This window comes from Enterobacter vonholyi (assembly GCF_008364555.1).
Lineage (GTDB): Bacteria > Pseudomonadota > Gammaproteobacteria > Enterobacterales > Enterobacteriaceae > Enterobacter > Enterobacter vonholyi.
The window spans coordinates 141,824-161,351 of the sequence record NZ_VTUC01000001.1 but is presented as its reverse complement, the minus strand read 5'-3'; the positions used below and the strand labels follow the sequence as shown (position 1 = coordinate 161,351).

General features: G+C 58.4%; 20 protein-coding genes. 5 read left to right on the top strand and 15 right to left on the bottom strand.

What is annotated here, in order from left to right; genetic code table 11:
- Positions 1 to 50: 50 nt before the first annotated feature.
- The 5 genes from glnH to F0319_RS00785 all read right to left on the bottom strand — a co-directional run bounded on the left by glnH (position 51) and on the right by F0319_RS00785 (position 4,903).
- Positions 51 to 803: a glutamine ABC transporter substrate-binding protein GlnH gene (glnH, locus tag F0319_RS00805; RefSeq protein ID WP_111964458.1), complete on the bottom strand. Its 753-nt coding sequence runs from the start codon at positions 801 to 803 to the stop codon at positions 51 to 53.
- A gap of 125 nt (positions 804 to 928) precedes the next feature.
- Positions 929 to 1,483, bottom strand: a complete 555-nt coding sequence (locus F0319_RS00800; protein ID WP_181574023.1) for a carboxymuconolactone decarboxylase family protein — start codon at positions 1,481 to 1,483, stop codon at positions 929 to 931.
- The gene (locus F0319_RS00795) at positions 1,480 to 2,808 is read right to left on the bottom strand and encodes an aspartate aminotransferase family protein (RefSeq protein WP_149366064.1); all 1,329 of its coding nucleotides are present in this window, start codon (positions 2,806 to 2,808) and stop codon (positions 1,480 to 1,482) included. Before F0319_RS00795 ends, F0319_RS00800 begins: the two co-directional genes overlap by 4 nt.
- A 127-nt stretch (positions 2,809 to 2,935) precedes the next feature.
- Positions 2,936 to 3,793: a MurR/RpiR family transcriptional regulator gene (locus F0319_RS00790; protein ID WP_111964456.1), complete on the bottom strand. Its 858-nt coding sequence runs from the start codon at positions 3,791 to 3,793 to the stop codon at positions 2,936 to 2,938.
- 228 nt (positions 3,794 to 4,021) lie between these two features.
- Entirely contained in the window at positions 4,022 to 4,903 is an 882-nt protein-coding gene (locus F0319_RS00785; RefSeq protein WP_149366063.1) for a LysR family transcriptional regulator, read from the bottom strand.
- Between the two features lie 105 nt (positions 4,904 to 5,008).
- Here F0319_RS00785 and budA point away from each other — a divergent pair, with 105 nt between their 5' ends.
- The 4 genes from budA (at position 5,009) to F0319_RS00765 (ending at position 8,877) form a co-directional block, all read left to right on the top strand.
- Positions 5,009 to 5,788, top strand: coding sequence for an acetolactate decarboxylase (gene budA / locus F0319_RS00780; RefSeq protein ID WP_149366173.1), 780 nt, complete (start codon positions 5,009 to 5,011; stop codon positions 5,786 to 5,788).
- 13 nt (positions 5,789 to 5,801) lie between these two features.
- On the top strand, positions 5,802 to 7,481 hold the full coding sequence (gene alsS / locus F0319_RS00775; protein ID WP_111964453.1) for an acetolactate synthase AlsS: 1,680 nt from the start codon (positions 5,802 to 5,804) through the stop codon (positions 7,479 to 7,481).
- A 20-nt stretch (positions 7,482 to 7,501) separates the two neighbouring features.
- A complete protein-coding gene (locus tag F0319_RS00770; RefSeq protein WP_023618768.1) occupies positions 7,502 to 8,272 on the top strand; it encodes a (S)-acetoin forming diacetyl reductase in 771 nt (256 codons plus the stop codon).
- A 125-nt stretch (positions 8,273 to 8,397) separates the two neighbouring features.
- Positions 8,398 to 8,877: a cold-shock protein gene (locus tag F0319_RS00765; RefSeq protein ID WP_149366062.1), complete on the top strand. Its 480-nt coding sequence runs from the start codon at positions 8,398 to 8,400 to the stop codon at positions 8,875 to 8,877.
- A gap of 60 nt (positions 8,878 to 8,937) precedes the next feature.
- Here the strand turns inward: F0319_RS00765 and F0319_RS00760 are convergent, their stop codons facing one another.
- The 5 genes from F0319_RS00760 to F0319_RS00740 all read right to left on the bottom strand — a co-directional run bounded on the left by F0319_RS00760 (position 8,938) and on the right by F0319_RS00740 (position 13,970).
- Complete coding sequence (locus F0319_RS00760) at positions 8,938 to 9,642, bottom strand: ABC transporter ATP-binding protein (RefSeq protein WP_149366061.1); 705 nt, start codon at positions 9,640 to 9,642, stop codon at positions 8,938 to 8,940.
- Positions 9,629 to 10,465, bottom strand: coding sequence for an ABC transporter ATP-binding protein (locus tag F0319_RS00755; protein WP_149366060.1), 837 nt, complete (start codon positions 10,463 to 10,465; stop codon positions 9,629 to 9,631). Before F0319_RS00755 ends, F0319_RS00760 begins: the two co-directional genes overlap by 14 nt.
- Complete coding sequence (locus F0319_RS00750) at positions 10,458 to 11,291, bottom strand: ABC transporter permease (protein WP_111964448.1); 834 nt, start codon at positions 11,289 to 11,291, stop codon at positions 10,458 to 10,460. Before F0319_RS00750 ends, F0319_RS00755 begins: the two co-directional genes overlap by 8 nt.
- On the bottom strand, positions 11,291 to 12,304 hold the full coding sequence (locus F0319_RS00745) for an ABC transporter permease (protein WP_149366059.1): 1,014 nt from the start codon (positions 12,302 to 12,304) through the stop codon (positions 11,291 to 11,293). Before F0319_RS00745 ends, F0319_RS00750 begins: the two co-directional genes overlap by 1 nt.
- 97 nt (positions 12,305 to 12,401) lie before the next feature.
- Positions 12,402 to 13,970: an ABC transporter substrate-binding protein gene (locus F0319_RS00740; RefSeq protein WP_149366058.1), complete on the bottom strand. Its 1,569-nt coding sequence runs from the start codon at positions 13,968 to 13,970 to the stop codon at positions 12,402 to 12,404.
- Between the two features lie 201 nt (positions 13,971 to 14,171).
- Here F0319_RS00740 and F0319_RS00735 point away from each other — a divergent pair, with 201 nt between their 5' ends.
- Entirely contained in the window at positions 14,172 to 14,870 is a 699-nt protein-coding gene (locus F0319_RS00735) for a GNAT family N-acetyltransferase (RefSeq protein WP_115876037.1), read from the top strand.
- A 33-nt stretch (positions 14,871 to 14,903) separates the two neighbouring features.
- On the opposite strand, the gene F0319_RS00730 is transcribed toward F0319_RS00735, so the two are convergent.
- From F0319_RS00730 to F0319_RS00710, 5 genes are all read right to left on the bottom strand, one after another.
- Positions 14,904 to 16,598 (bottom strand): thiamine pyrophosphate-binding protein, encoded by a 1,695-nt coding sequence (locus tag F0319_RS00730; protein ID WP_149366057.1) that lies wholly within the window; start codon positions 16,596 to 16,598, stop codon positions 14,904 to 14,906.
- A 33-nt stretch (positions 16,599 to 16,631) separates the two neighbouring features.
- Entirely contained in the window at positions 16,632 to 17,372 is a 741-nt protein-coding gene (locus tag F0319_RS00725; protein WP_111964443.1) for an SDR family oxidoreductase, read from the bottom strand.
- Positions 17,373 to 17,645: 273 nt separating this feature from the next.
- Positions 17,646 to 18,293, bottom strand: a complete 648-nt coding sequence (locus F0319_RS00720) for an anti-sigma factor (protein ID WP_149366056.1) — start codon at positions 18,291 to 18,293, stop codon at positions 17,646 to 17,648.
- Positions 18,290 to 18,844, bottom strand: a complete 555-nt coding sequence (locus F0319_RS00715; protein WP_115874447.1) for an RNA polymerase sigma factor — start codon at positions 18,842 to 18,844, stop codon at positions 18,290 to 18,292. The genes F0319_RS00720 and F0319_RS00715 overlap by 4 nt, the downstream gene beginning before the upstream one ends.
- Positions 18,845 to 18,887: 43 nt before the next feature.
- Positions 18,888 to 19,451 carry a fasciclin domain-containing protein gene (locus F0319_RS00710; RefSeq protein WP_115874448.1) on the bottom strand — a complete coding sequence of 188 codons (564 nt, stop codon included), beginning with the start codon at positions 19,449 to 19,451 and terminating at the stop codon, positions 18,888 to 18,890.
- Positions 19,452 to 19,528: the final 77 nt, after the last annotated feature.

The following is a 19,528-nucleotide window of genomic DNA, read 5'->3' as shown; positions in this document are numbered from 1 at the left end:
ATGTTACCCGTTAAGATGCAACGAGGTCGGATCGCTCCGACCTGGTGGGATTATTTTGGCTGTTTAGCAAACCACTTCACGTAAATCTTGCTGTACGTCCCATCCGCACGTAACGCCTGCAGCGCAGCGTTGATCTTCGGCGTCAGAGCGCTGTTCTTCTGCATGGCAAAGCCATAGTGCTGCGGCAGAATGCTGTCAGTCTCGCCGGTCGATTTCACTTTGCCATCGCCCGCCGTTTTTACGTAATAGAGCACGTTGGGGGAATCATGCACCACGGCATCAAGGTTACCTGCCTGCAAATCAAGATAGGCGTTGTCGATATTCGGGAATTCAACATAGTTCGCCTTATATTTGCTTTTCATAAAGCTGGCCGCCGCCGTTCCCTGCTTTAATCCCACTTTCTTTCCTGCTAAATCGCTGAATTTAGTAATGGTGTTATCGCTGCTTTTCACCGCCATTAATAAATCAGCATCATAATAACCGTCGCTGAAATCGACGACCTGTTTACGCGCGTCGGTTATCGTAATGCCCGCCATGGCGACATCCAGATTGCGTGATTGTAAACCCGGGATCAGTCCCCCAAAATCCATCGGGCGTAATTCGTAGCTGACATCCATTTTTTTAGCTATGGCATCCCACAAATCAATATCAAAGCCGACGTATTTATCGCCTTGTTTAAATTCAAAGGGGACAAAGGCGGTATCCACACCAACCGTTAATTTATCCTGCGCTTGTGCCACAAAACTGGCGGAGCAAGCGACCAGCGCTAACGTAACTTTTAATTTAGTGAATAATCCAGACATGATAACCCTCGGCGTCAGTGAAGTAGCGTGCATGAATGTCACCCGGCGAAATACATCGGCGGAATGGGAAAATAAAAAGTTGATATGCAGGGCGCACTTTCATGCGCCAGATTTAAAGCGAAAGCTTATGCGGGAATAATCTCATCCCGGCTGTCGGGTACCGGCGTCTGTGCGCCGTTCATTACCATTGAGAGAAAACTGTAATAACCATTGATGCCGATCAGATCCACCACGCCTTTCTCGCCCCAGAGCGCGATAGCGTGCTGCCAGGTGGCATCGCTGACCTTCTGCTGCTCCTGTAACTCCTTGCAAAAGTGATAGACCGCCCATTCATCCGGCTGCAGATCCTCTGGAAGACGCTTTTCATTAATCGCCTGCACCGACGCGGCAGAAATACCCTTCTCGCGCGCTATCGGCGCGTGAATCGCCCACTCAACAGGCTGCGACCAGTGCCGCGCGGTCATCAAAATCGCCAGTTCCGACAGGCGCTGTCCCAGCGCGCTGCGATAACGCAGGTATTCCCCCATACGTTGCGCATGTGCCATGAGCTCTGGACTGCGCAGCAGCGGCTCGAAAGGTGGCAGCAGCGCACCGCGGGGCCCGTTGATTATCTCTTCGGCCAACGCGCGCTGCTGGTCGTCCCACTCATGCTCCGCCAGCGGCGGTAAACGATTGATCATAATTTGCTGGTCTCTTCGCGAATCACGGTGTTCAGCGTGTCCACCACAAAGTCGAGCTGGCCAGGCGTGACGATAAACGGTGGTGCGATCAGGATATGGTCGCCGTACTGTCCGTCAATGGTTCCACCCATTGGATAGACCATCAGCCCACGTGACATACAGTTTGCTTTGATTGCTGCATGCAGCTTCAGGGCAGGATCGAAGGGGGTTTTGCTGGCTTTATCGCGCACCAGCTCAACCCCCGCAAACAAGCCGCGCCCGCGCGTATCACCGACGTGCGGTAATTCCCCCAGCACTTCACGCAATGCGTTGTGCAGGTAAGCCCCCTGTTGCCTGACCGCCTGCAGCAAATTATCGCGCGCAATCACCTGCTGCACGGCCAGAGCTGCGGAAGCGGCGGTCGCGTGGCAAATGTAGGTGTGCCCGTGCTGGAACAGACCGCTACCGGCCTGCAGCGCTGAGACAACCTTCTCGCTCGCTAATACTGCGCCAATCGGCTGATAGCCGCCCCCCAGCCCCTTCGCGATGGTCACCAAATCCGGCACCACATCATCCTGTTCAAACGCATGCAATGTGCCGGTGCGTCCCATGCCACACATGACTTCATCCGCGATATAGAGGATGCCGTATTTATCACACAGGTTGCGCACGCCTTTAAGATAGCCCGGGGTAGGCGGCGTGGCGCCGGTGGTGGCTCCCACCACGGTTTCTGCACAGAAACCAATAATGGTGTCGGGACCGGCCTCAATAATGGCTTGCTCCAGCTCGTTGAGCAGACGCGTGGTGTATTGCTGCTGGGTTTCGTCTGCGCGGCGGTCGCGATATTCATTGCAGGCCGAAACGCGGATCACGTCGATCAGCAAGGGAGCAAACTGGCGGCGACGCCATTCGTTGCCTCCCACCGCGAGCGCCCCAAGGGTATTGCCATGATAGCTCTGCTTACGGGCGATAAATTTGGTGCGCGACGGCTGTCCGATCTCAACAAAGTACTGGCGCGCCAGCTTAAGCGCGGTTTCAACCGCTTCCGAACCGCCCGAAACGAAATAGGCATAGTTAAGATCGCCAGGCGCGGTGCGCGTCAGCTGTTCAGCAAGCTGTTCAACGGTGTCGCTGGTAAAAAAACTGGTGTGGGCATAGGCCAGCCGATCGATCTGGCGATGCATCGCAGCCAGCACGTCAGGATGCGCGTGGCCTAAACAGGAAACGGCGGCGCCACCGCAGGCATCCAGATACTGTTTTCCCTGTGCATCAAAAATGTACGCCCCCTGGGCGCGTACCGCCACGGCGGGCGTGCTGCGTAAACTGCGGTGAATGATATGGGTCATGCGGGTCCTGCTCCTGAATGCGCTGTGCTAATAAAGCGCATCTTGCAGGATCCATTTGTATCGCGTCAATTTCATTTTGATCCAAATGCATTCTGTTTTCTTATGCCGAATGCAAATGAATCATTTTTCAGGGTTTCCCAGGGACCACATAGGCACCAGAGTCGATAAGATAGCGTTCAGCATTTTCGATTTTATTCACTGCATCCCGACCATGTCGCGCGACCAGCATCGCCAGTAAACACTCGGCGAGCCCCATACCCGACACTACGGAAGGGAAAAATGACGGGCTGTCGACAGAGAATAGCAGCGTGCAATCGGCAGCCTGGGCTAATGGCGAGACGGGAGAATCCGTGATGGCGACGATTGTCGCGCCCGCCTGCCGGGCCGCACGCAGGACATCCAGCGACTCACGGGAATAGGGGGCAAAACTGGTGAGTAACAGGCAATCTTGTGCTGTTAATTCACGTGTGAACACTTCGATGTTGCTCGCCAGACCATCAATGAGCGACGCTTGACGATTAAACAGTCGGTAGACATAAAACAGCGACCAGGCGATAGGAAAGCTGGCCCGGAAGCCGCAAATATAGACATTCTCAGCCGCGTCCAGCAGCGATACGGCCTGCTCCATCGCCTGATGGTTTTCGTGCTGTGTAAAAGCCAAATTTGCCTGATGCGCCTGAAACACCTCTTCATATAACTGCGGCTGAGTGCCTTTGGCGATCAGCTTCTCGGCCTTTGATACATATGTATCATTGCGCAGTCCGAGTTCATCAATGAATGCGTCCTTGAGTTCACCCCAGCCGTTGTAGCCTAATCGTTGCGCCAACCTCAGCAGCGTGGCGGGTTTCACACCGGCTTCACTTGCGAAGGCGCGCATCGATAGCACGACCAGTTGATTGGTATTCTGTAGCGAGAACTCGGCAGCACGCTGTAATTCTGCAGACAACTCACTGAATGTACTGACAATATTTTCCCTTGGATTCATAGCAAATAGTCCTGCTTTTTAAGGTTAGCGCTGCAGTTGTCAAGTGACGTTCGATCTTCGCAGACTGAACGGACTCGCGTTGTCCCGGAAACGGATGATGAAAACACAGCGTAAATAAGTCAACGGGGAGCTGAACAGAGAGCATCAGGCGTGTGAAACCCAACCTGACCGCGTCCCCAACCGTAGGCCCGCGCAAGCGCAGCGCCGCCGGGCACAGCCGCGCTGCCGTCACCCCTCGTTCAGCATCGTCAAAAACCGCTTCACCGTCCGCGAGCGTTCAAACCGCCGCCAGCAGAGCGCGATATCGGTATAAAGCTCCGGCGAGCTCAGCGCGTGGTAGGTGACATTCGGCGGAGAAATGGCCGCCATGGATTTCGGCACCAGCGCGAACCCGCCGCCGGCGGAAACCATGCTCAGGGAGGAGGAAAGCTGCGACGACTGCAGCGCGTGCTGCACGTCGATTCCGGCCCGCTCGCAGCAGCCGTGAACCCGCTCGTACAGCCCCGGCGCGACCTCCTGCGGGAACAACACTACCGGCGTATCCCGAAGCTGCTCTAACGCCAGCGAACCGCACGCCGCCAGCGGATGGTCGCGATGCAGCGCCACCACCATCGGCTCCCGGTCGAGGATTTTTAACTCGAACGCCTTGCTGCTCTCGCACGGCAGGCGCACGAAGGCGATATCCAGTTCACCCTCCGCCAGCATAGTCCCTAGCGACGACATATTGGCTTCCACCTGGTGAACCTGCACCGCCATATTCTGCACCTGAAACTGGCGAATCAGCGCGAAAATTTTGGGATGAAAAGCATCGGAGCTGGTGATGCCAATCGACAGGTTTCCGTTCAGCCCGCGCGCGATGCCGCGGGCTTTTTCCAGCGCGGCGTCGCTCAGCGCCAGGATCTTGCAGGCGTCCTCGTAGAAGGCTTCTCCCGCCTCGGTCAGCTCCACGCCCCGCGTCAGGCGCCTGAACAGCGGCGTACCGACTTCCTCTTCAAGCCGTTTGATCTGCTGACTCAGAGGAGGCTGTGAAATACCCAGCGCTTCGGCCGCCCTGGTGAAGTGTCGCTCGCGTGCAACCGCGACAAAATACCGCAGATAACGAAGTTCCATATCTAAAACGTCTCAAACCAGCATGGTTTCTATATTGGAACTCTCTGCTGAATCGGGTCAACATTTATTTAACCTTTCTAAATAAAGTTGAAGAGGACGAGCATGATGGTGCATTCATCTGCCTGCGACTGTGAAGCCAGCTTGTGCGAGACCCTGCGCGGGTTCTCCGCCCAGCATCCTGACAGCGTGATCTATCAGACATCGCTAATGAGCGCCCTGCTAAGCGGCGTGTATGAAGGAGAGACCACCATCGCCGATCTGCTGGCACACGGTGATTTTGGTCTGGGCACCTTCAACGAGCTGGACGGCGAAATGATTGCCTTCAGCAGCCAGGTGTACCAGCTGCGCGCCGACGGCAGCGCCCGGGCCGCGAAGCCGGAGCAGAAAACGCCGTTCGCGGTGATGACCTGGTTCCAGCCGCAGTATCGTATCACCTTCAATGCGCCGGTTAGCCGTCAGCAGATCCACGACGCGATCGATCAGCAGATTCCCTCCGATAACCTGTTCTGTGCGCTGCGCATTGACGGCAACTTCCGCCATGCCCACACCCGCACCGTACCGCGCCAGACGCCGCCGTACCGCGCGATGACCGACGTGCTGGACGACCAGCCGGTGTTCCGCTTTAACCAGCGTGAAGGGGTGTTGGTCGGGTTCCGTACGCCACAGCATATGCAGGGCATCAACGTGGCGGGCTACCACGAACATTTCATCACCGACGACCGTCAGGGCGGGGGCCATCTGCTCGATTACCAGCTGGAGAGCGGCGTGCTCACCTTCGGTGAAATTCACAAGCTGATGATTGACCTGCCCGCCGACAGCGCGTTTTTACAGGCCAACCTTCACCCCAGCAATCTGGACGCAGCGATCCGTTCCGTCGAAAACTAACAGGAGAACTATCGTGAACAGTGAGAAACAGTCACGTCAGTGGGCGCACGGCGCCGATTTGGTTGTCGGCCAGCTGGAAGCGCAGGGCGTGAAGCAGGTGTTCGGGATCCCGGGGGCGAAAATCGACAAGGTCTTTGACTCCCTGCTGGATTCCTCCATCGAGATTATTCCGGTGCGTCACGAAGCGAACGCGGCGTTCATGGCGGCGGCGGTAGGGCGTCTGACCGGCAAGGCCGGGGTGGCGCTGGTGACCTCCGGGCCCGGCTGTTCGAACCTGATCACCGGCATTGCCACCGCCAACAGCGAAGGCGACCCGGTCGTGGCGCTGGGCGGGGCGGTGAAGCGGGCAGATAAAGCCAAACTGGTGCACCAGAGCATGGACACCGTCGCCATGTTCAGCCCGGTCACCAAATACGCTGTCGAAGTGAGTGCGCCGGACGCGATCGCTGAGGTGGTTTCCAACGCGTTTCGCGCCGCCGAGCACGGCAGGCCGGGGGGCGCGTTTGTCAGCCTGCCGCAGGATATTGTCGACCAGCCCGCCACGGGAGCAATTTTGCCTGCCAGCGGCCCGGCGCTGATGGGCCCGGCACCGGAATCCGCCATTAACGACGTGGCGAAGCTTATCGAAAAGGCCAAAAACCCGGTCATCCTGCTGGGGCTCATGGCGAGCCAGCCCGCCAACAGCGCCGCGCTGCGCAAGCTGCTGGAAAAAAGCCGTATTCCGGTCACCAGCACCTATCAGGCCGCCGGGGCGGTGAATCAGGAGCACTTCACCCGCTTCGCCGGACGCGTCGGTCTGTTCAATAACCAGGCGGGCGACCGGCTGCTCCATCTGGCGGATCTGATTATTTGCATCGGCTACAGCCCGGTGGAGTACGAGCCGTCCATGTGGAACAGCGGCGACGCCACGCTGGTGCACATTGACGTGCTGCCTGCCTATGAAGAACGTAACTACGTGCCGGATCTGGAGCTGGTGGGGGACATTGCCGAAACGCTGAACCTGCTCGCTAACCGTATCGACCATAAGCTCGAGCTGAGCCAGCGGGCCTCCGAAATTCTGGTCGATCGCCAGCATCAGCGCGATCTGCTCGATCGTCGCGGCGCCTCGCTCAACCAGTTTGCCCTGCATCCGCTGCGCATCGTGCGGGCCATGCAGGATATCGTGAATAACGACGTGACGCTCACCGTGGATATGGGCAGCTTCCACATCTGGATCGCCCGCTACCTCTACAGCTTCCGTGCGCGTCAGGTGATGATCTCCAACGGTCAGCAGACCATGGGCGTCGCGCTGCCGTGGGCGATTGGCGCGTGGCTGGTCAACCCGAGCCGCAAGGTGGTGTCGGTCTCGGGTGACGGCGGCTTCCTGCAGTCAAGCATGGAGCTGGAAACCGCGGTGCGCCTCAACGCTAACGTGCTGCACATCATCTGGGTGGATAACGGCTACAACATGGTTGCCATTCAGGAAGAGAAAAAATACCAGCGTCTTTCCGGCGTCGAGTTCGGCCCGGTCGATTTTAAAGTCTATGCCGACGCCTTTGGCGCGAAAGGCTTTGCCGTGGAGAGCGCCGACGCGCTCGAACCCACGCTGCGTGCGGCGATGGATGTGGATGGCCCGGCCGTGGTGGCCATTCCGGTCGACTACAGCGATAACCCGCTGCTGATGGGCCAGCTCCATCTCAGCCAGATTTTGTGACTCAACATAAGGACAGAGAAATGCAAAAAGTTGCTCTCGTAACAGGCTCAGGCCAGGGGATTGGTAAAGCGATTGCGCTTCGCCTGGTGAAAGATGGCTTTGCCGTCGCCATCGCCGACTATAACGCGGAAACGGCCAGAGCCGTGGCCGATGAAATTATCCGCAACGGCGGTAACGCCGTTGCCGTGAAGGTGGACGTCTCTGACCGCGAGCAGGTATTTGCGGCGGTGGAGAAAGCCCGCACCGCGCTGGGCGGTTTCCACGTTATCGTTAACAACGCCGGGATCGCGCCGTCCACGCCGATCGAATCCATCACGCCGGAGATTGTCGACAAGGTCTACAACATCAACGTGAAAGGGGTGATCTGGGGGATCCAGGCCGCGATTGACGCGTTCCGCAAAGAGGGGCACGGCGGCAAAATCATCAACGCCTGCTCCCAGGCGGGCCACACCGGCAACCCCGAGCTGGCCGTCTACAGTTCCAGTAAATTCGCGGTGCGCGGCCTAACCCAGACCGCCGCGCGGGATCTTGCTCCGCTGGGGATCACCGTTAACGCCTACTGCCCGGGCATCGTTAAAACGCCGATGTGGGCAGAGATTGACCGTCAGGTTTCCGAGGCGGCGGGTAAACCGCTCGGCTACGGTACCGAAACCTTTGCCAAACGCATCACGCTTGGCCGCCTGTCCGAACCGGAAGATGTCGCCGCCTGCGTTTCATACCTGGCGGGACCGGATTCCGACTACATGACCGGCCAGTCTCTGCTCATCGATGGCGGGATGGTGTTCAACTAAATTCTAATAAGCTCTGACATGAGTTTTCCCCTGCACCCGTGCAGGGGCTTTTTTTTGTCTCCTCCGTCATTGTGCATTACACTGCGCGCTGCAAAACTTTAGTCATTACGATCTGACAGGCGGTAATAGCGATGAACGGTACAATCACAACGTGGTTTAAAGATAAAGGCTTTGGATTTATCAAAGATGAAAACGGCGACAACCGCTATTTTCATGTGATTAAGGTCGCGAACCCCGATCTGATTAAGAAAGATGCCGCGGTGACCTTTGAGCCAACGACCAACAACAAAGGCCTTTCCGCCTACGCGGTGAAGGTGATCCCCGAAAGCAAACATCTCTATATCGCAGGAGAGCGCGTGAAGCTCAGCTCGATCAAGTCCTTCGTGGTGTTCAGCGAAGAAGAGCCTGCCGATACCAAAATCGACAAAGAGAATGCGGTGCTGTCGGTGGGGCTGCTGATGAACAGCATCAAGCCGAAATCTGATAAAAAGCCGGGCGAAATGCGCACGGTGAAGAAGCTGGCGATCACCACCTTCCAGAACACGACGCTGATCTTCACCGAAGATGAGATCGACATTGATGCCACGGTGAAGCTGCTGAAGTAATTGTAGGCCGGGTGGCGGCGATGCCTTACCCGGCCTGGAAAACCCGCGCCGCCGCACGGTTTACCCCATCCTGTGCTCGCCTCTTAACATAGCCTCACGGTCAAACACCTTCTGGATCTTCCCGTGCGCCATAAACGCCGCCCGCTCGGACATATGCGCAATCACGTCCGCGTCGTGGCTCACCAGCAGATAGGTCATCTCGTGCTCGGCCTTAAGACGGTTGAGCAGGTTCAGGATCTCCGCCTGCACCGACATATCCAGCGCCGAGGTCGGCTCGTCCAGCAGCAGAAGCTGCGGGCGCAGCAGCAGCGCGCGGGCAATAGCCACGCGCTGGCGCTGGCCGCCGGAAAGCTGGTGCGGGTAGCGCCTGCCCGCGTCGGCGGAAAGCCCCACCTGCTGCAGCGCATCCGCCACCTTTTCGGCAATCTGCGTTTCGCCGTGGATTTTTAACGGCTCCGACAGGGTGCGCGCAATGGTGTGGTTCGGGTGCAGCGACGCCCACGGATCCTGAAATACCATCTGCACGTTGCGGCGAAGCTCGCCTTCAAAACGTCGTCCTGGCGTTAACGCTTCTCCCAGTAGCGCAATACTGCCGCGCCACTCGCGCTGCAGCCCAGCCAGCACGCGCAGAAGGGTCGATTTGCCGCAGCCGGATTCACCGATCAGGCTGAACGTCTCGCCTCTCTCAATGCTAAAGCTGGCGGCCGAAACCGCCGTTTTTTCCCCAAAGGTGACCTGCACCTGGTTAACCTCAACGAGCGCCATCGCTGGCCTCCTTCCACGGCTGCGAACGGTCGAGCGTCGGCAGCATCTGCCCATAGGTATTGGCGTCTGGACGACAGGTCCACAGGGTTCGCGTGTACGGATGCGTCGCCTGCGGGAGCCGGCTTGCCGCCATCTCATCGACCTTTTCACCCTGATACATCACCAGCACGCGGTCGCAGTGCTCCGCCACCAGCGGCAGATCGTGGCTGATTAACAGCATCGCCATCTGGCGTTCTTCGCACTGCTGCACCAGCAGCTCGAGGATCTGGTTGCGCAGGCGGGCGTCCAGCGCGGAGGTGGGTTCATCGGCAATCAGCACCTGCGGGTTGTTGATCAGCGCCATCGCAATCATCACCCGCTGGCCCATGCCCCCGGAGAGTTCGCCGGGATAGCGCTGGAGGACATGTTCGTTGAGTCCGACGGCGCGGAGGATGTCGTGAATGCGCGCCAGGCGTTCAGCGCGGGGCAGGCGCTGATGCAGGGTCTGCGCCTCATCAAGCTGAGCAGCGACGTTTTTCGCCGGATTCAGCGCGTAGCGCGGGTCCTGCAGGACCATCGCAATCCCGTTACCGCGCAGCGCCTGCCAGCGGCGGGCGTTCAGGGTCAGCAGATCGTTGCCAAGCACGTTAAGCCGGTTGGCGCTTACAATACCGGGTTTGCGCACCAGACCCATCAGGGCGCGGGCGGACATGGACTTGCCGGAGCCGGATTCCCCCACCAGCGCCAGCCGCTCGTTGCCAAGCGTAAAGCTCAGATTGTTGACCACGCGCGCGGCGGGGTAGTCGATATTCAGCGCATCGACGATGACGCGGGGTTCATTCATGCTGTGGCTCCAGAACGTCGCGCAGGCCATCGCCCAGCAGGTTAAACGCCAGGCTGGCAAACAGGATGGCCCCGCCCGGAATGGCGGCAATCCACCACTGGTCGAAAATCACCTGCATGCCGTCGGCAATCATCGCTCCCCATTCGGCCATGGGCGGACGTGCGCCAAGGCCGAGGAAGCCGAGACCGGCGGCGGCCAGAATAATGCCTGCCAGATCCAGCGCCAGCCGCACAATCGCGGACGGCAAACACAGGGGCAGAATATGCCCGACCAGCAGGCGCAGGCCGCGAATGCCCATCATCTCCGCGGCGGCCAGGTAATCGCTGTGGCGCAGACGCTGAATTTCACTCCGCGCCTGACGCGCGTATGCGGGCCAGGTGGTTAAGGCCAGCGCCAGCGCGCCGTTGACCAGCCCCGGGCCAAGCATCGCCACAAACGCGAAGGCGAGGATCAGGCGAGGCATCGACATCACCACGTCGGTAAAACGCATCAGGATGCGCTCCAGCCAGCCGCCGTAGTAGCCGGACAAAATTCCCACCAGCAGCCCGGCGGGCAGGGTAATGACGGTAACCAGCGCCACCAGCCCGAGCGCCGGACGGGTGCCGTAAATCAGACGTGAAAGCAGGTCGCGCCCGTAGCTGTCGGTGCCCAGCCAGTGCTGGATATTGGGTGCCTGAAGGCGCGCGGCGGCGTCCTGCCAGTTCGGGTCAACCGGGGCCAGCAACGGCGCGAACAGGGCAATAACCCCCAGCAGCGCGATGGCAACCAGCCCGCAAAATGCGGCAGGGGAGCGGCGCAGCCGGCGTAAGAAGAGATATAACGGCATCAGCGTACCCTGGGATCGGTTGCCCGCACGAGCAGGTCGGTAAGGTTATTGATCAGGACAAAGCAGACGCCAATCAGCAGCGTGCCGCCCATGACCGCGGTGGTGTCTCCTGCGAACAGGGCGGTGGTGAGATAGCGCCCGATCCCCGGCCATGAAAAGACGGTTTCGGTTAATACCGCGCCCTCCAGCATGCTGGTGTAGGCCAGCGCGATCACCGTCAGCAGGGTGCTGCGAATGTTAGGCAGGACGTGTCGCAGCAGGATGGCCATCTCCCCGGCACCTTTTGCGCGGGCAAGCAGGATGTACTCTTTGTTCATTTCGCTCAGGCAGGCCGAGCGCGTCAGGCGGGTAATGCTTGCCAGCGAGTAATAGGCCAGCAGCAGCACCGGCAGCACCAGGTGGCTGAGGGCGTTGCGCAACGCCTCGCGATCGCCGGAAAGCCAGGTATCTATCAGCGCAAAGCCGGTACGCGGCTCGACGGTGAACTGCCAGAGATCGTCCAGCCTGCCGGGACCCGCGCTCCACTGCAGCTTCGCGTAGAACAGGGCCAGCATCAGCAGGCCGAGCCAGAAAATCGGCACCGAGTTGCCGAGCAGGGTGAGGGTTCTGATGGCTAAATCGAGCGGCGAACCGGCGTAGCGAGCGCACAGCACTCCGGCAGTCACGCCGAGCACGGCGCCGATGATTAATGCCAGCGTTGCCAGTTCCAGCGTGGCGGGGAAGGCGTGCAGCAGATCCTGCAGCACCGGCTGGCCGGTGGCGCTGGCGGTGCCTAAATCCCCGTGGGCAAGGTTTTGCAGGTAATGCCAGAACTGCACGGGCAGGGGCCGATCCAGCCCTAGCTGGTGGCGAACCTGATCGTACGTCGACTGGCTGGCGTGATCGCCGACGATCTGCAGCACGCGATCGACCGGTGAAAACGCCGAGAGCGCAAACGTGACGAGCAGCAGCCCGAAAAGCGTGAGCAGCAGGGTCAGCAGGCCCTGAAGCACGCGGGTGGAAAGATGTGGCATGGGAAATCTCTTCATGCCGGGTGCGGCTTCGCCTTACCCGGCCTACAAAAACCGATAACACAGGCCGGGTCAGCGCAGCGCCACCCGGCAACAAGGGCTACTTCGTGACGCGATCGTACCAGACCATATCCGCGTTCAGCCCCTGCTGATACCCCTTCACGTTATCGCGCACCACGATCTGGGTTTTGCCCTGATCGACGAACACGTACGGCGAGCTCTGCTGCAGCTGTTCCTGCATTTTCTTGTACAGGTCCAGACGCTTCGCCGGATCCGGCTCGGCAACCGCCGCCAGCGTGGCCTTGTTCAGCTCCGGAATTTTCCAGCCGTTCAGACCGGCCACGGTGCTGGATTTACCGTCGTTCCACGCGAAGGCGCTGGCGTTAGAGTGCGCATCGAAGTAGTCCGGGATCCACAGACGAATCGCCGCCTGATGCTGCTTAGCGCGCACGCGGGCATAGACCTGGCTCCCGGCTGCAGGCAGCAGATCCACCTTCACGCCACCCTGCGCAAAGCTCGCCTGCATCGACTGGGCGATGGTAATAAACGGCGGCTTGTTCTCCACGTCCAGCGTGAAGTGCGCGTCCTTAATGCCCGCTTTGGCGAGGATGTCTTTCGCTTTTGCAGGGTCAAACTTAAACGGGTTGTCTTCCAGCGCGCCCGGCAGGCCGACCGGCAGGAAACTCTGATGAACAAAATACTGGCCTTTCAGCAGATTTTTGGTGATGCCTTCATAATCGACCAGCCAGCGCGAGGCTTCCCAGAACGCCGGGTTGTTCAGAAGCGGGTTGGCGCTGTTGCCGGTGTTAAACACCAGGTAATTCTGCTCCGCAGACGGGATGCTCAGCACCTTCACGCCCGGCTTGCCGTCCAGGGCGCTTATCTGATCTGCACCGAGATCGCGCGCCACGTCCGCATCACCCTGCTGGATCAGCAGGCGGCGCGAAGCCGGATCGGGGACGTTTTTAATGATGATGCTTTTCAGCTTCGGCGCGCCGCCGGGGGCGGAGTCGTTGGCTTCCAGCACGATGGCCTGATGCGGCTGATAGACGCGCATTTTGAACGCGCCGCTGCCCGCCGAGTGCATTTTCAGCCAGGCGTTGCCGAAGTCGTTATCCTTCACGTTCGCGGCGACGAGCTTTTCATCCACGATGGAGGCAATCGGCGTGGAGAGAATATTCAGCGCCACCGACGGGCTCACGTCCGCCGTCCAGTGAAGCTGGAGGGTGTGATCGTCCACCTTTTTCAGCTGGCTGGCGATGTTGCTCGCGTCCCAGCCCAGCACGTTGAGAATAAAGGCCGGGGATTTGTTCAGCGTCACGGCGCGGGTGTAAGAGAAAATTACGTCTTCCGGGCGCAGCGGGTTGCCGGAGGCGAATTTCGCATCGGGCTTGAGCTTGATGGTCAGGGTTTTTGCTGCCGCGTCCGCTTCCCAGCTTTCTGCCAGAATCGGCGTGATTTTTTCCGGATTATCGCGGTCCGGCTGTACCAGACGCTGGTACAGGCTCGGCACGGTCTGGATGCTGGAGAGCTCGTTGGCTTCGGCCGGGTCGAGGCTCACGATGTCATCCAGCCCCTGGGCAACCACCAGCGTGTTGGGCGGAGTAGCGGCGTGGGCTGCGCCTGCGAGCGCAGTCAGTACCAGTAACGGCAGCAGTTTTTTCGTCATAGCGATCCCTGAGAAGAATATATTGTGATTGTTTTATGCTCCGCTACGTTAGGTCGAGTGTGACATTCCGCAAAGTCGAAATTCAGCTTTACTTATGCCTTCCGGGAATATCGCATGCGCTCGTGCTATTAAAACACGCTGCTTTTCGCCTGCTTTTTAACCTGCTATAACAAATGCCTTACCTTTCAGGGAGTCACCGCCGTGCCCGAAATCAATCAACATGGTCAAACCGTTAACGATATCGTTCCCGACTGGAAAGGCGCGCGCGTATTAACCCGCACCCCGCTGTTCGGACAGTATTGTCGCCTGGAGCCGCTGGACGCCGATCGCCACGCGGCCGATCTCTATGAGGCCTACGCGCTGGGCGACGACAGCGACTGGACGTGGCTTGCCAGCACGCAGCCCACGAGCGTGGAAGCCACCGCGCACTGGATCGTGGCGAAGGTTATGGACGATGAGCTGGTGCCGTTTGCCGTCATTGATTTACGCACCGAGCGGGCGGTAGGGCTGGTGAGCTATATGGCCAACGAGCGGCTGCTCGGGTCGGTGGAGATAGGACACGTCACCTGGTCGCGTAAAATGAAAGGATCCCGCATCGGCACCGAAACGGTGTGGCTGCTGCTGAAAAATGCGTTTGAGCACGGCTACCGGCGCCTCGAGTGGAAGTGTGATTCCATGAACGTTGCCTCACGCAGGGCGGCGGAGCGGCTGGGGTTTGTCTGGGAAGGGCGCCTGCGCCAGAAGCTGGTGCGCAAAGGGCGCAACCGCGACAGCGATATGCTTTCTGTTATTGACGGCGAATGGCCACAAAGAGACGCGGAGCTGCGCGCCTGGCTGGCGGCGGAGAATTTTGACCATGAAGGGCGGCAGATAAAGCGGCTTGAGGCGTTTCGGTTATAAGTTTTTTATGTAGGGTACAGCGTAAGCGCGCGGCTAATCCGCGGAAATTGCGATTTCAATCAGGTTGGTTTTTCCTGACTGCAGGCCGCGCGTTACCGCTTCGGCGATATCTGCAGCCTCGGTTACCCGGCAGCAGTGGACGCCCATGGCGGTGGCAAGCGACTGAAAATCAATATGTGGGTTCACCAGGTCCATCCCGATAAAACGCCCCAGCCGCGTTGAGCTGTAGTCAGCCTGGCTCTTCATAAAGTTTTTCAGGATGTTGTACTCCCTGTTATTCATGACGATAAAGGTGACCGGCAGATTTTCGTGTGCCGCCGTCCAGAGCGCCTGCGGCGAGTACAGGGAGGCCCCGTCGCCTATCAGGCAGACCACCGGCTCCCGTCCGCGTCCCAGCGAGTGCCCTACTGAGGCAGGCATCCCCCAGCCCAGTCCGCCGCCGCGCATAAAGTAGTAGCGCTGGTGCTGCTGGTCAGAGATGAACCGGCGGACATGCCTGGCGGTCGCTATCGCCTCATCAACGATGGTGGTACCCGCCGGAATGGATCGGATGACTTCCCAGGCTGCGACCATCGGGGAGATCGCCGGGCGTAGCCGCTCGGCGGCCAGACGTTCCTCCTGCTGCTGCCACTCCTTCTCCCGTTCGTCGCGGGCCGCAACCAGCAGCCGCTGGTGGACCAGCGTGCTGGCGATCAGTCGCTGCTTAAGCTTTGGCAGTAGTTCATGTAGGGACAGTTTGATATCCCCCATCACTGAAAGGCGAGTGGCATAGGTGCGGCCAAGCTCGTGCATATCCGCCGAAAGCTGATATACCGCGCAGGTTTCCGGAATGGCCTCGCCCTCGCTGTACAAAATGGTGATCAGGCTTCTGCCGCCGATGATAAATACGGCATCGTAGGCGTTGATGATGCTGGCGATTTCGCTGGCGGTGGTGGGCATATTGCCCCGCCAGAGCGCATGCTGCGTAGGGAAGGGCAAATTCAGGGGCCAGGAGGAGCCGTAGACATGGGCGCTGAGCGCTTCAGCAAGCTGGACAATCTCCTGCGTCGAGCCGCTGGAGTGAACTTCATCTCCCGCCACAATCATGATCCTACCGGGCGTAACCTGGCTCAGTTCTTCGGCCAGTTCGTCCAGCGAGCCCGCCACGGTGTGGTAGTTCACTTTTGAGGCCGTCTGTATTCCGGCGTCGCTCAGCTCTTCCATGACGTTCATCGGGAGTGAAAGCAGGACCGGGCCACCCGGAGGGTAGCTGGCCGCGTGAAACGCACGTCGAACCAGCACCGGGAGCTGGTCGGCGCTGGTAACCTCCTGCGCCCATTTCATGACCGGGGAGCCTATGGACACAATATCGTCATACAGAAGCGGGTCGCGGACGTAGTGCCGCGTGTCCTGCTGTCCAACGGTGACCACCAGCGGGGTTTTCATGATCCGCGAATTAATGAGGTTCCCCATGCCGTGTCCCAGACCGCTGGCGGTATGCAAATTGATAAATCCGGTCTTGCCGGAGGCTTTTGCGTAGCCGTCGGCAATGGCCACCACGGTGCTTTCCTGAAGCGCGAGAATATAGTGAATATTTTCATGGCGAAGCAGGGCATCAATGAGCGGAAGTTCGGTTGTTCCGGGGTTGCCAAAAATATATTCCACCCCTTCACTCTCCAGCACTTCAAGAAGAATGTCGGCACCCGATCGCATATTTAAATCTGATAAGGACGTTAATGATTTAATCATAATGACACCTCATTCAGCATTATTTAACGCCGGCTAAAATTCTTCCTGCGTCGGACGAACAACAATTTCATTAATATCAACGTCGCCCGGCTGTTCAATAGCAAATAAAACCGCGCGGGCAATTGCGTCAGCCGGAATAGCCTGCTTGTAAAATTCATGCAGGAACTGTTTGCTTGGGGCATCAGAGCTGCCGAACTGCAGTTCGCTTTCGACGGCACCGGGAGAAATAAGCGTCGTGCGGATGGTTTTACCCGCCTCCTGACGTAAGCCTTCACTCAGCGCGCGGACGGCGAATTTCGTGGCGCTATACACCACGCCGCCAGGGGCCAGCACTTTGATGCCCGCGACGGAGGCAACGTTTATAAAATGCCCGCGGCCCTGACGCTGGAACACCGGGAAAGCCGCGGCGATGCCGTACAGCACCCCTTTCAGATTGGTATCAATCATCTTGTCCCATTCGTCGGTTTTCAGCTCGCTGAGCGGGGCGATAGCCATAAAGCCCGCGTTATTGATCAGCACATCCACGCGCTGGTAGGCGGCAACGGCAGCGTCAATGGCGCGCTGCACCTCTTCCTGACGGGTGACATCGGCTTTTACGGCTATCGCCTGGCCACCCTGCTGGATGATGCGGTCCACCAGGGCATTAATTTTCTCCAGACGACGGGCAACAAGCACCAGTGAAAAAGGTTTATCTGCCAGATGAAGGGCGATGGCCTCACCAATACCGCTGCTGGCGCCGGTGATAACAACAACTTTGTTTGCACTATTATTCATGATCTTATCTCGCTATTGAGTGATGCAAAAAATAAAAGGCAGAGAAGCGTTAATGAATAATGACAAATTCATTAACGCGGTTTTTGATATATTGTGTATCAGGAATAAAAGGATGTTCGTATAAAACTTAATGGAGTGCGGAAGAGTCTGTCAATGTCGTTTTTTAATAATTAAACTAATTGCCGGGCTAATATTTAATTTTTATAGGTAACCGAGGGTATTATATAAATGAAATTGGTTAACAATAGCGGCCCTGCGAACAGGGCCTGAGGATTACAATTTGCCACTGTAAAGCACCGGCCCTGTCGGGAGGCCAGTGGGCGAGCCGCCCTCTGGTTCAAGGCTTATGGCTATCATGACGTCAGGAGGGAGCGTTGTGTTCCGGAGGGTGACGCGTGTGGGTATGTCGTTATGCAGCAGCCCCATGGAGACCGGCGCCTGCCCGCCTGGGATCAGCCAAAGCTGCAGGCTGTGTTGCGCCGCGACAGCAGTTGGTCGAAGAGGGGCAATGCTCAGGTGCTGGCGGCTCGCGTCCGCGCTGACGACCCAATCCCCGTGCTGTTGGGCATCGTTGAGGACCATCAGCGGAACGAGTTCCGGGGCTCGGGTGGCATACCAGGCAACGACCGCCAGGGCGGCGAGTGAGGCTGCAACCATCCAGCCGACATAAGGCCGACTTTTGCGTAAAGGCTTTTTAGGCGGCAGATCGAGGGCGATTCTTTTCCACACCGTCTCGGGTGGAGGGACGGGCACAAGATGGCTATCCAGCGTGCTGAACATTTCCTGCCAGTACGCGACGCGGGCGGCCAGGGCGGGTTCATGGGCAACCCGTTTCTGGAACTGAAGCCGCGCTCCTCCCCGCAGCGTGCCGAGGGCATACTCTGCTGCCAGCATGTCGTCGCGTTTTTCTGCGTCATTCATAGCCCGACACACTCCCGAAGATGGTCCATTGCCCGACGTATCCAGCTTTTCACCGAGCCAAGAGGCTGCTGGAGCCAGTCGGCAATGTCGCTGTGAGACATTCCCTGATAGTAGGCGAGCGTAATGCTCTGGCGCTGCTCGCTGCTTAAATGTTCGAGACACTGCCTGAGCCGTGCTGCCTGCCCATCGTCGTGCCAGTTATTCTGCTCATCGTTCTCGCAAGGCAAAAGCGCTTCGTTATACGGCGTCTCGCGGTCGGCAGCCCGCGTTTGCCCGCTGCGCAGCCAGTCGATACACCGGTTGCGCACAATATGCGTAAGCCAGGTCATCGGGGAGCTCAGTGCAGCGTTGTAGGTTTCAGCTTTACTCCAGACGGTGATAAAACAGTCGTGAAGGATCTCTTCTGCCCATGCGCGGTCGTGCAGCATGCGCAGCGCGACGGCAAACAGGTGTGGCGATGTGAGTCGATAAAGTTGTTCAAATGCACGGCGATCGCCGTTTGCGACCGCCTGCATTAATTTCAGCTGCTGTTCAGCCAGCGCGTTATCCATATTATTCCCGGAAGGCAACGTCACACTTCCGAAGTATAGACAACTACTTAGGCATCAGGACGGTATCAATCACATCGATCACGCCGTTTTTTTGATGAACGTCATAAGTGCTAATGTTCGCCACATTACCTTTACCATCCTTAAGCTGAATATTGTGCGGGCCGTTGCTCATGATCCACAGCGGCTGACCGTTAACGGTCTTCAGCTCCGCGCGGCCGCCGCCCTGTTTAATTTTCTGCTCCAGCGCTTTCATATCGTAATTACCGGCGACCACGTGATAGGTCAGGATGCTGGTGAGCGTGGCTTTGTTTTCGGGTTTGACCAGGTTCTCGACGGTGCCGGCAGGCAATTTTGCAAACGCCGCATTGGTCGGCGCAAAGACGGTGAATGGCCCTTTGCTCTGAAGCGTATCCACCAGCCCGGCCGCTTTGACGGCGGCCACCAGCGTGGTGTGATCTTTCGAGTTCACGGCGTTTTCAACAATATTTTTGCTCGGGTACATTTCCGCTCCGCCCACCATCACGGAGCCTGACGTCATGGCTGCTGATGCGCCTGCACAGAAGAGTAAAGCGCTGGTTACGAATGCAACACGGGTTAGCTTTTTCATCATCTTTCCTCGGATTAGGGAGCAAAGGGGTTGCTCACATATGCATATACGAGGGGAGGGTGGAAACTGGATGCAGG

Excerpts from the sequence above, each read along its gene's own strand:
- F0319_RS00720 (WP_149366056.1), bottom strand. The coding sequence starts at position 18,293 with ATGAATGACGCAGAAAAACGCGACGACATGCTGGCAGCAGAGTATGCC.
- F0319_RS00785 (WP_149366063.1), bottom strand. The coding sequence starts at position 4,903 with ATGGAACTTCGTTATCTGCGGTATTTTGTCGCGGTTGCACGCGAGCGA.
- F0319_RS00795 (WP_149366064.1), bottom strand. The coding sequence starts at position 2,808 with ATGACCCATATCATTCACCGCAGTTTACGCAGCACGCCCGCCGTGGCG.
- F0319_RS00800 (WP_181574023.1), bottom strand. The coding sequence starts at position 1,483 with ATGATCAATCGTTTACCGCCGCTGGCGGAGCATGAGTGGGACGACCAG.
- F0319_RS00770 (WP_023618768.1), top strand. The coding sequence starts at position 7,502 with ATGCAAAAAGTTGCTCTCGTAACAGGCTCAGGCCAGGGGATTGGTAAA.
- glnH (WP_111964458.1), bottom strand. The coding sequence starts at position 803 with ATGTCTGGATTATTCACTAAATTAAAAGTTACGTTAGCGCTGGTCGCT.
- F0319_RS00725 (WP_111964443.1), bottom strand. The coding sequence starts at position 17,372 with ATGAATAATAGTGCAAACAAAGTTGTTGTTATCACCGGCGCCAGCAGC.
- F0319_RS00745 (WP_149366059.1), bottom strand. The coding sequence starts at position 12,304 with ATGCCACATCTTTCCACCCGCGTGCTTCAGGGCCTGCTGACCCTGCTG.
- F0319_RS00740 (WP_149366058.1), bottom strand. The coding sequence starts at position 13,970 with ATGACGAAAAAACTGCTGCCGTTACTGGTACTGACTGCGCTCGCAGGC.
- F0319_RS00750 (WP_111964448.1), bottom strand. The coding sequence starts at position 11,291 with ATGCCGTTATATCTCTTCTTACGCCGGCTGCGCCGCTCCCCTGCCGCA.
- F0319_RS00710 (WP_115874448.1), bottom strand. The coding sequence starts at position 19,451 with ATGAAAAAGCTAACCCGTGTTGCATTCGTAACCAGCGCTTTACTCTTC.
- F0319_RS00715 (WP_115874447.1), bottom strand. The coding sequence starts at position 18,844 with ATGGATAACGCGCTGGCTGAACAGCAGCTGAAATTAATGCAGGCGGTC.
- budA (WP_149366173.1), top strand. The coding sequence starts at position 5,009 with ATGGTGCATTCATCTGCCTGCGACTGTGAAGCCAGCTTGTGCGAGACC.
- F0319_RS00730 (WP_149366057.1), bottom strand. The coding sequence starts at position 16,598 with ATGATTAAATCATTAACGTCCTTATCAGATTTAAATATGCGATCGGGT.
- F0319_RS00790 (WP_111964456.1), bottom strand. The coding sequence starts at position 3,793 with ATGAATCCAAGGGAAAATATTGTCAGTACATTCAGTGAGTTGTCTGCA.
- F0319_RS00755 (WP_149366060.1), bottom strand. The coding sequence starts at position 10,465 with ATGAATGAACCCCGCGTCATCGTCGATGCGCTGAATATCGACTACCCC.
- F0319_RS00760 (WP_149366061.1), bottom strand. The coding sequence starts at position 9,642 with ATGGCGCTCGTTGAGGTTAACCAGGTGCAGGTCACCTTTGGGGAAAAA.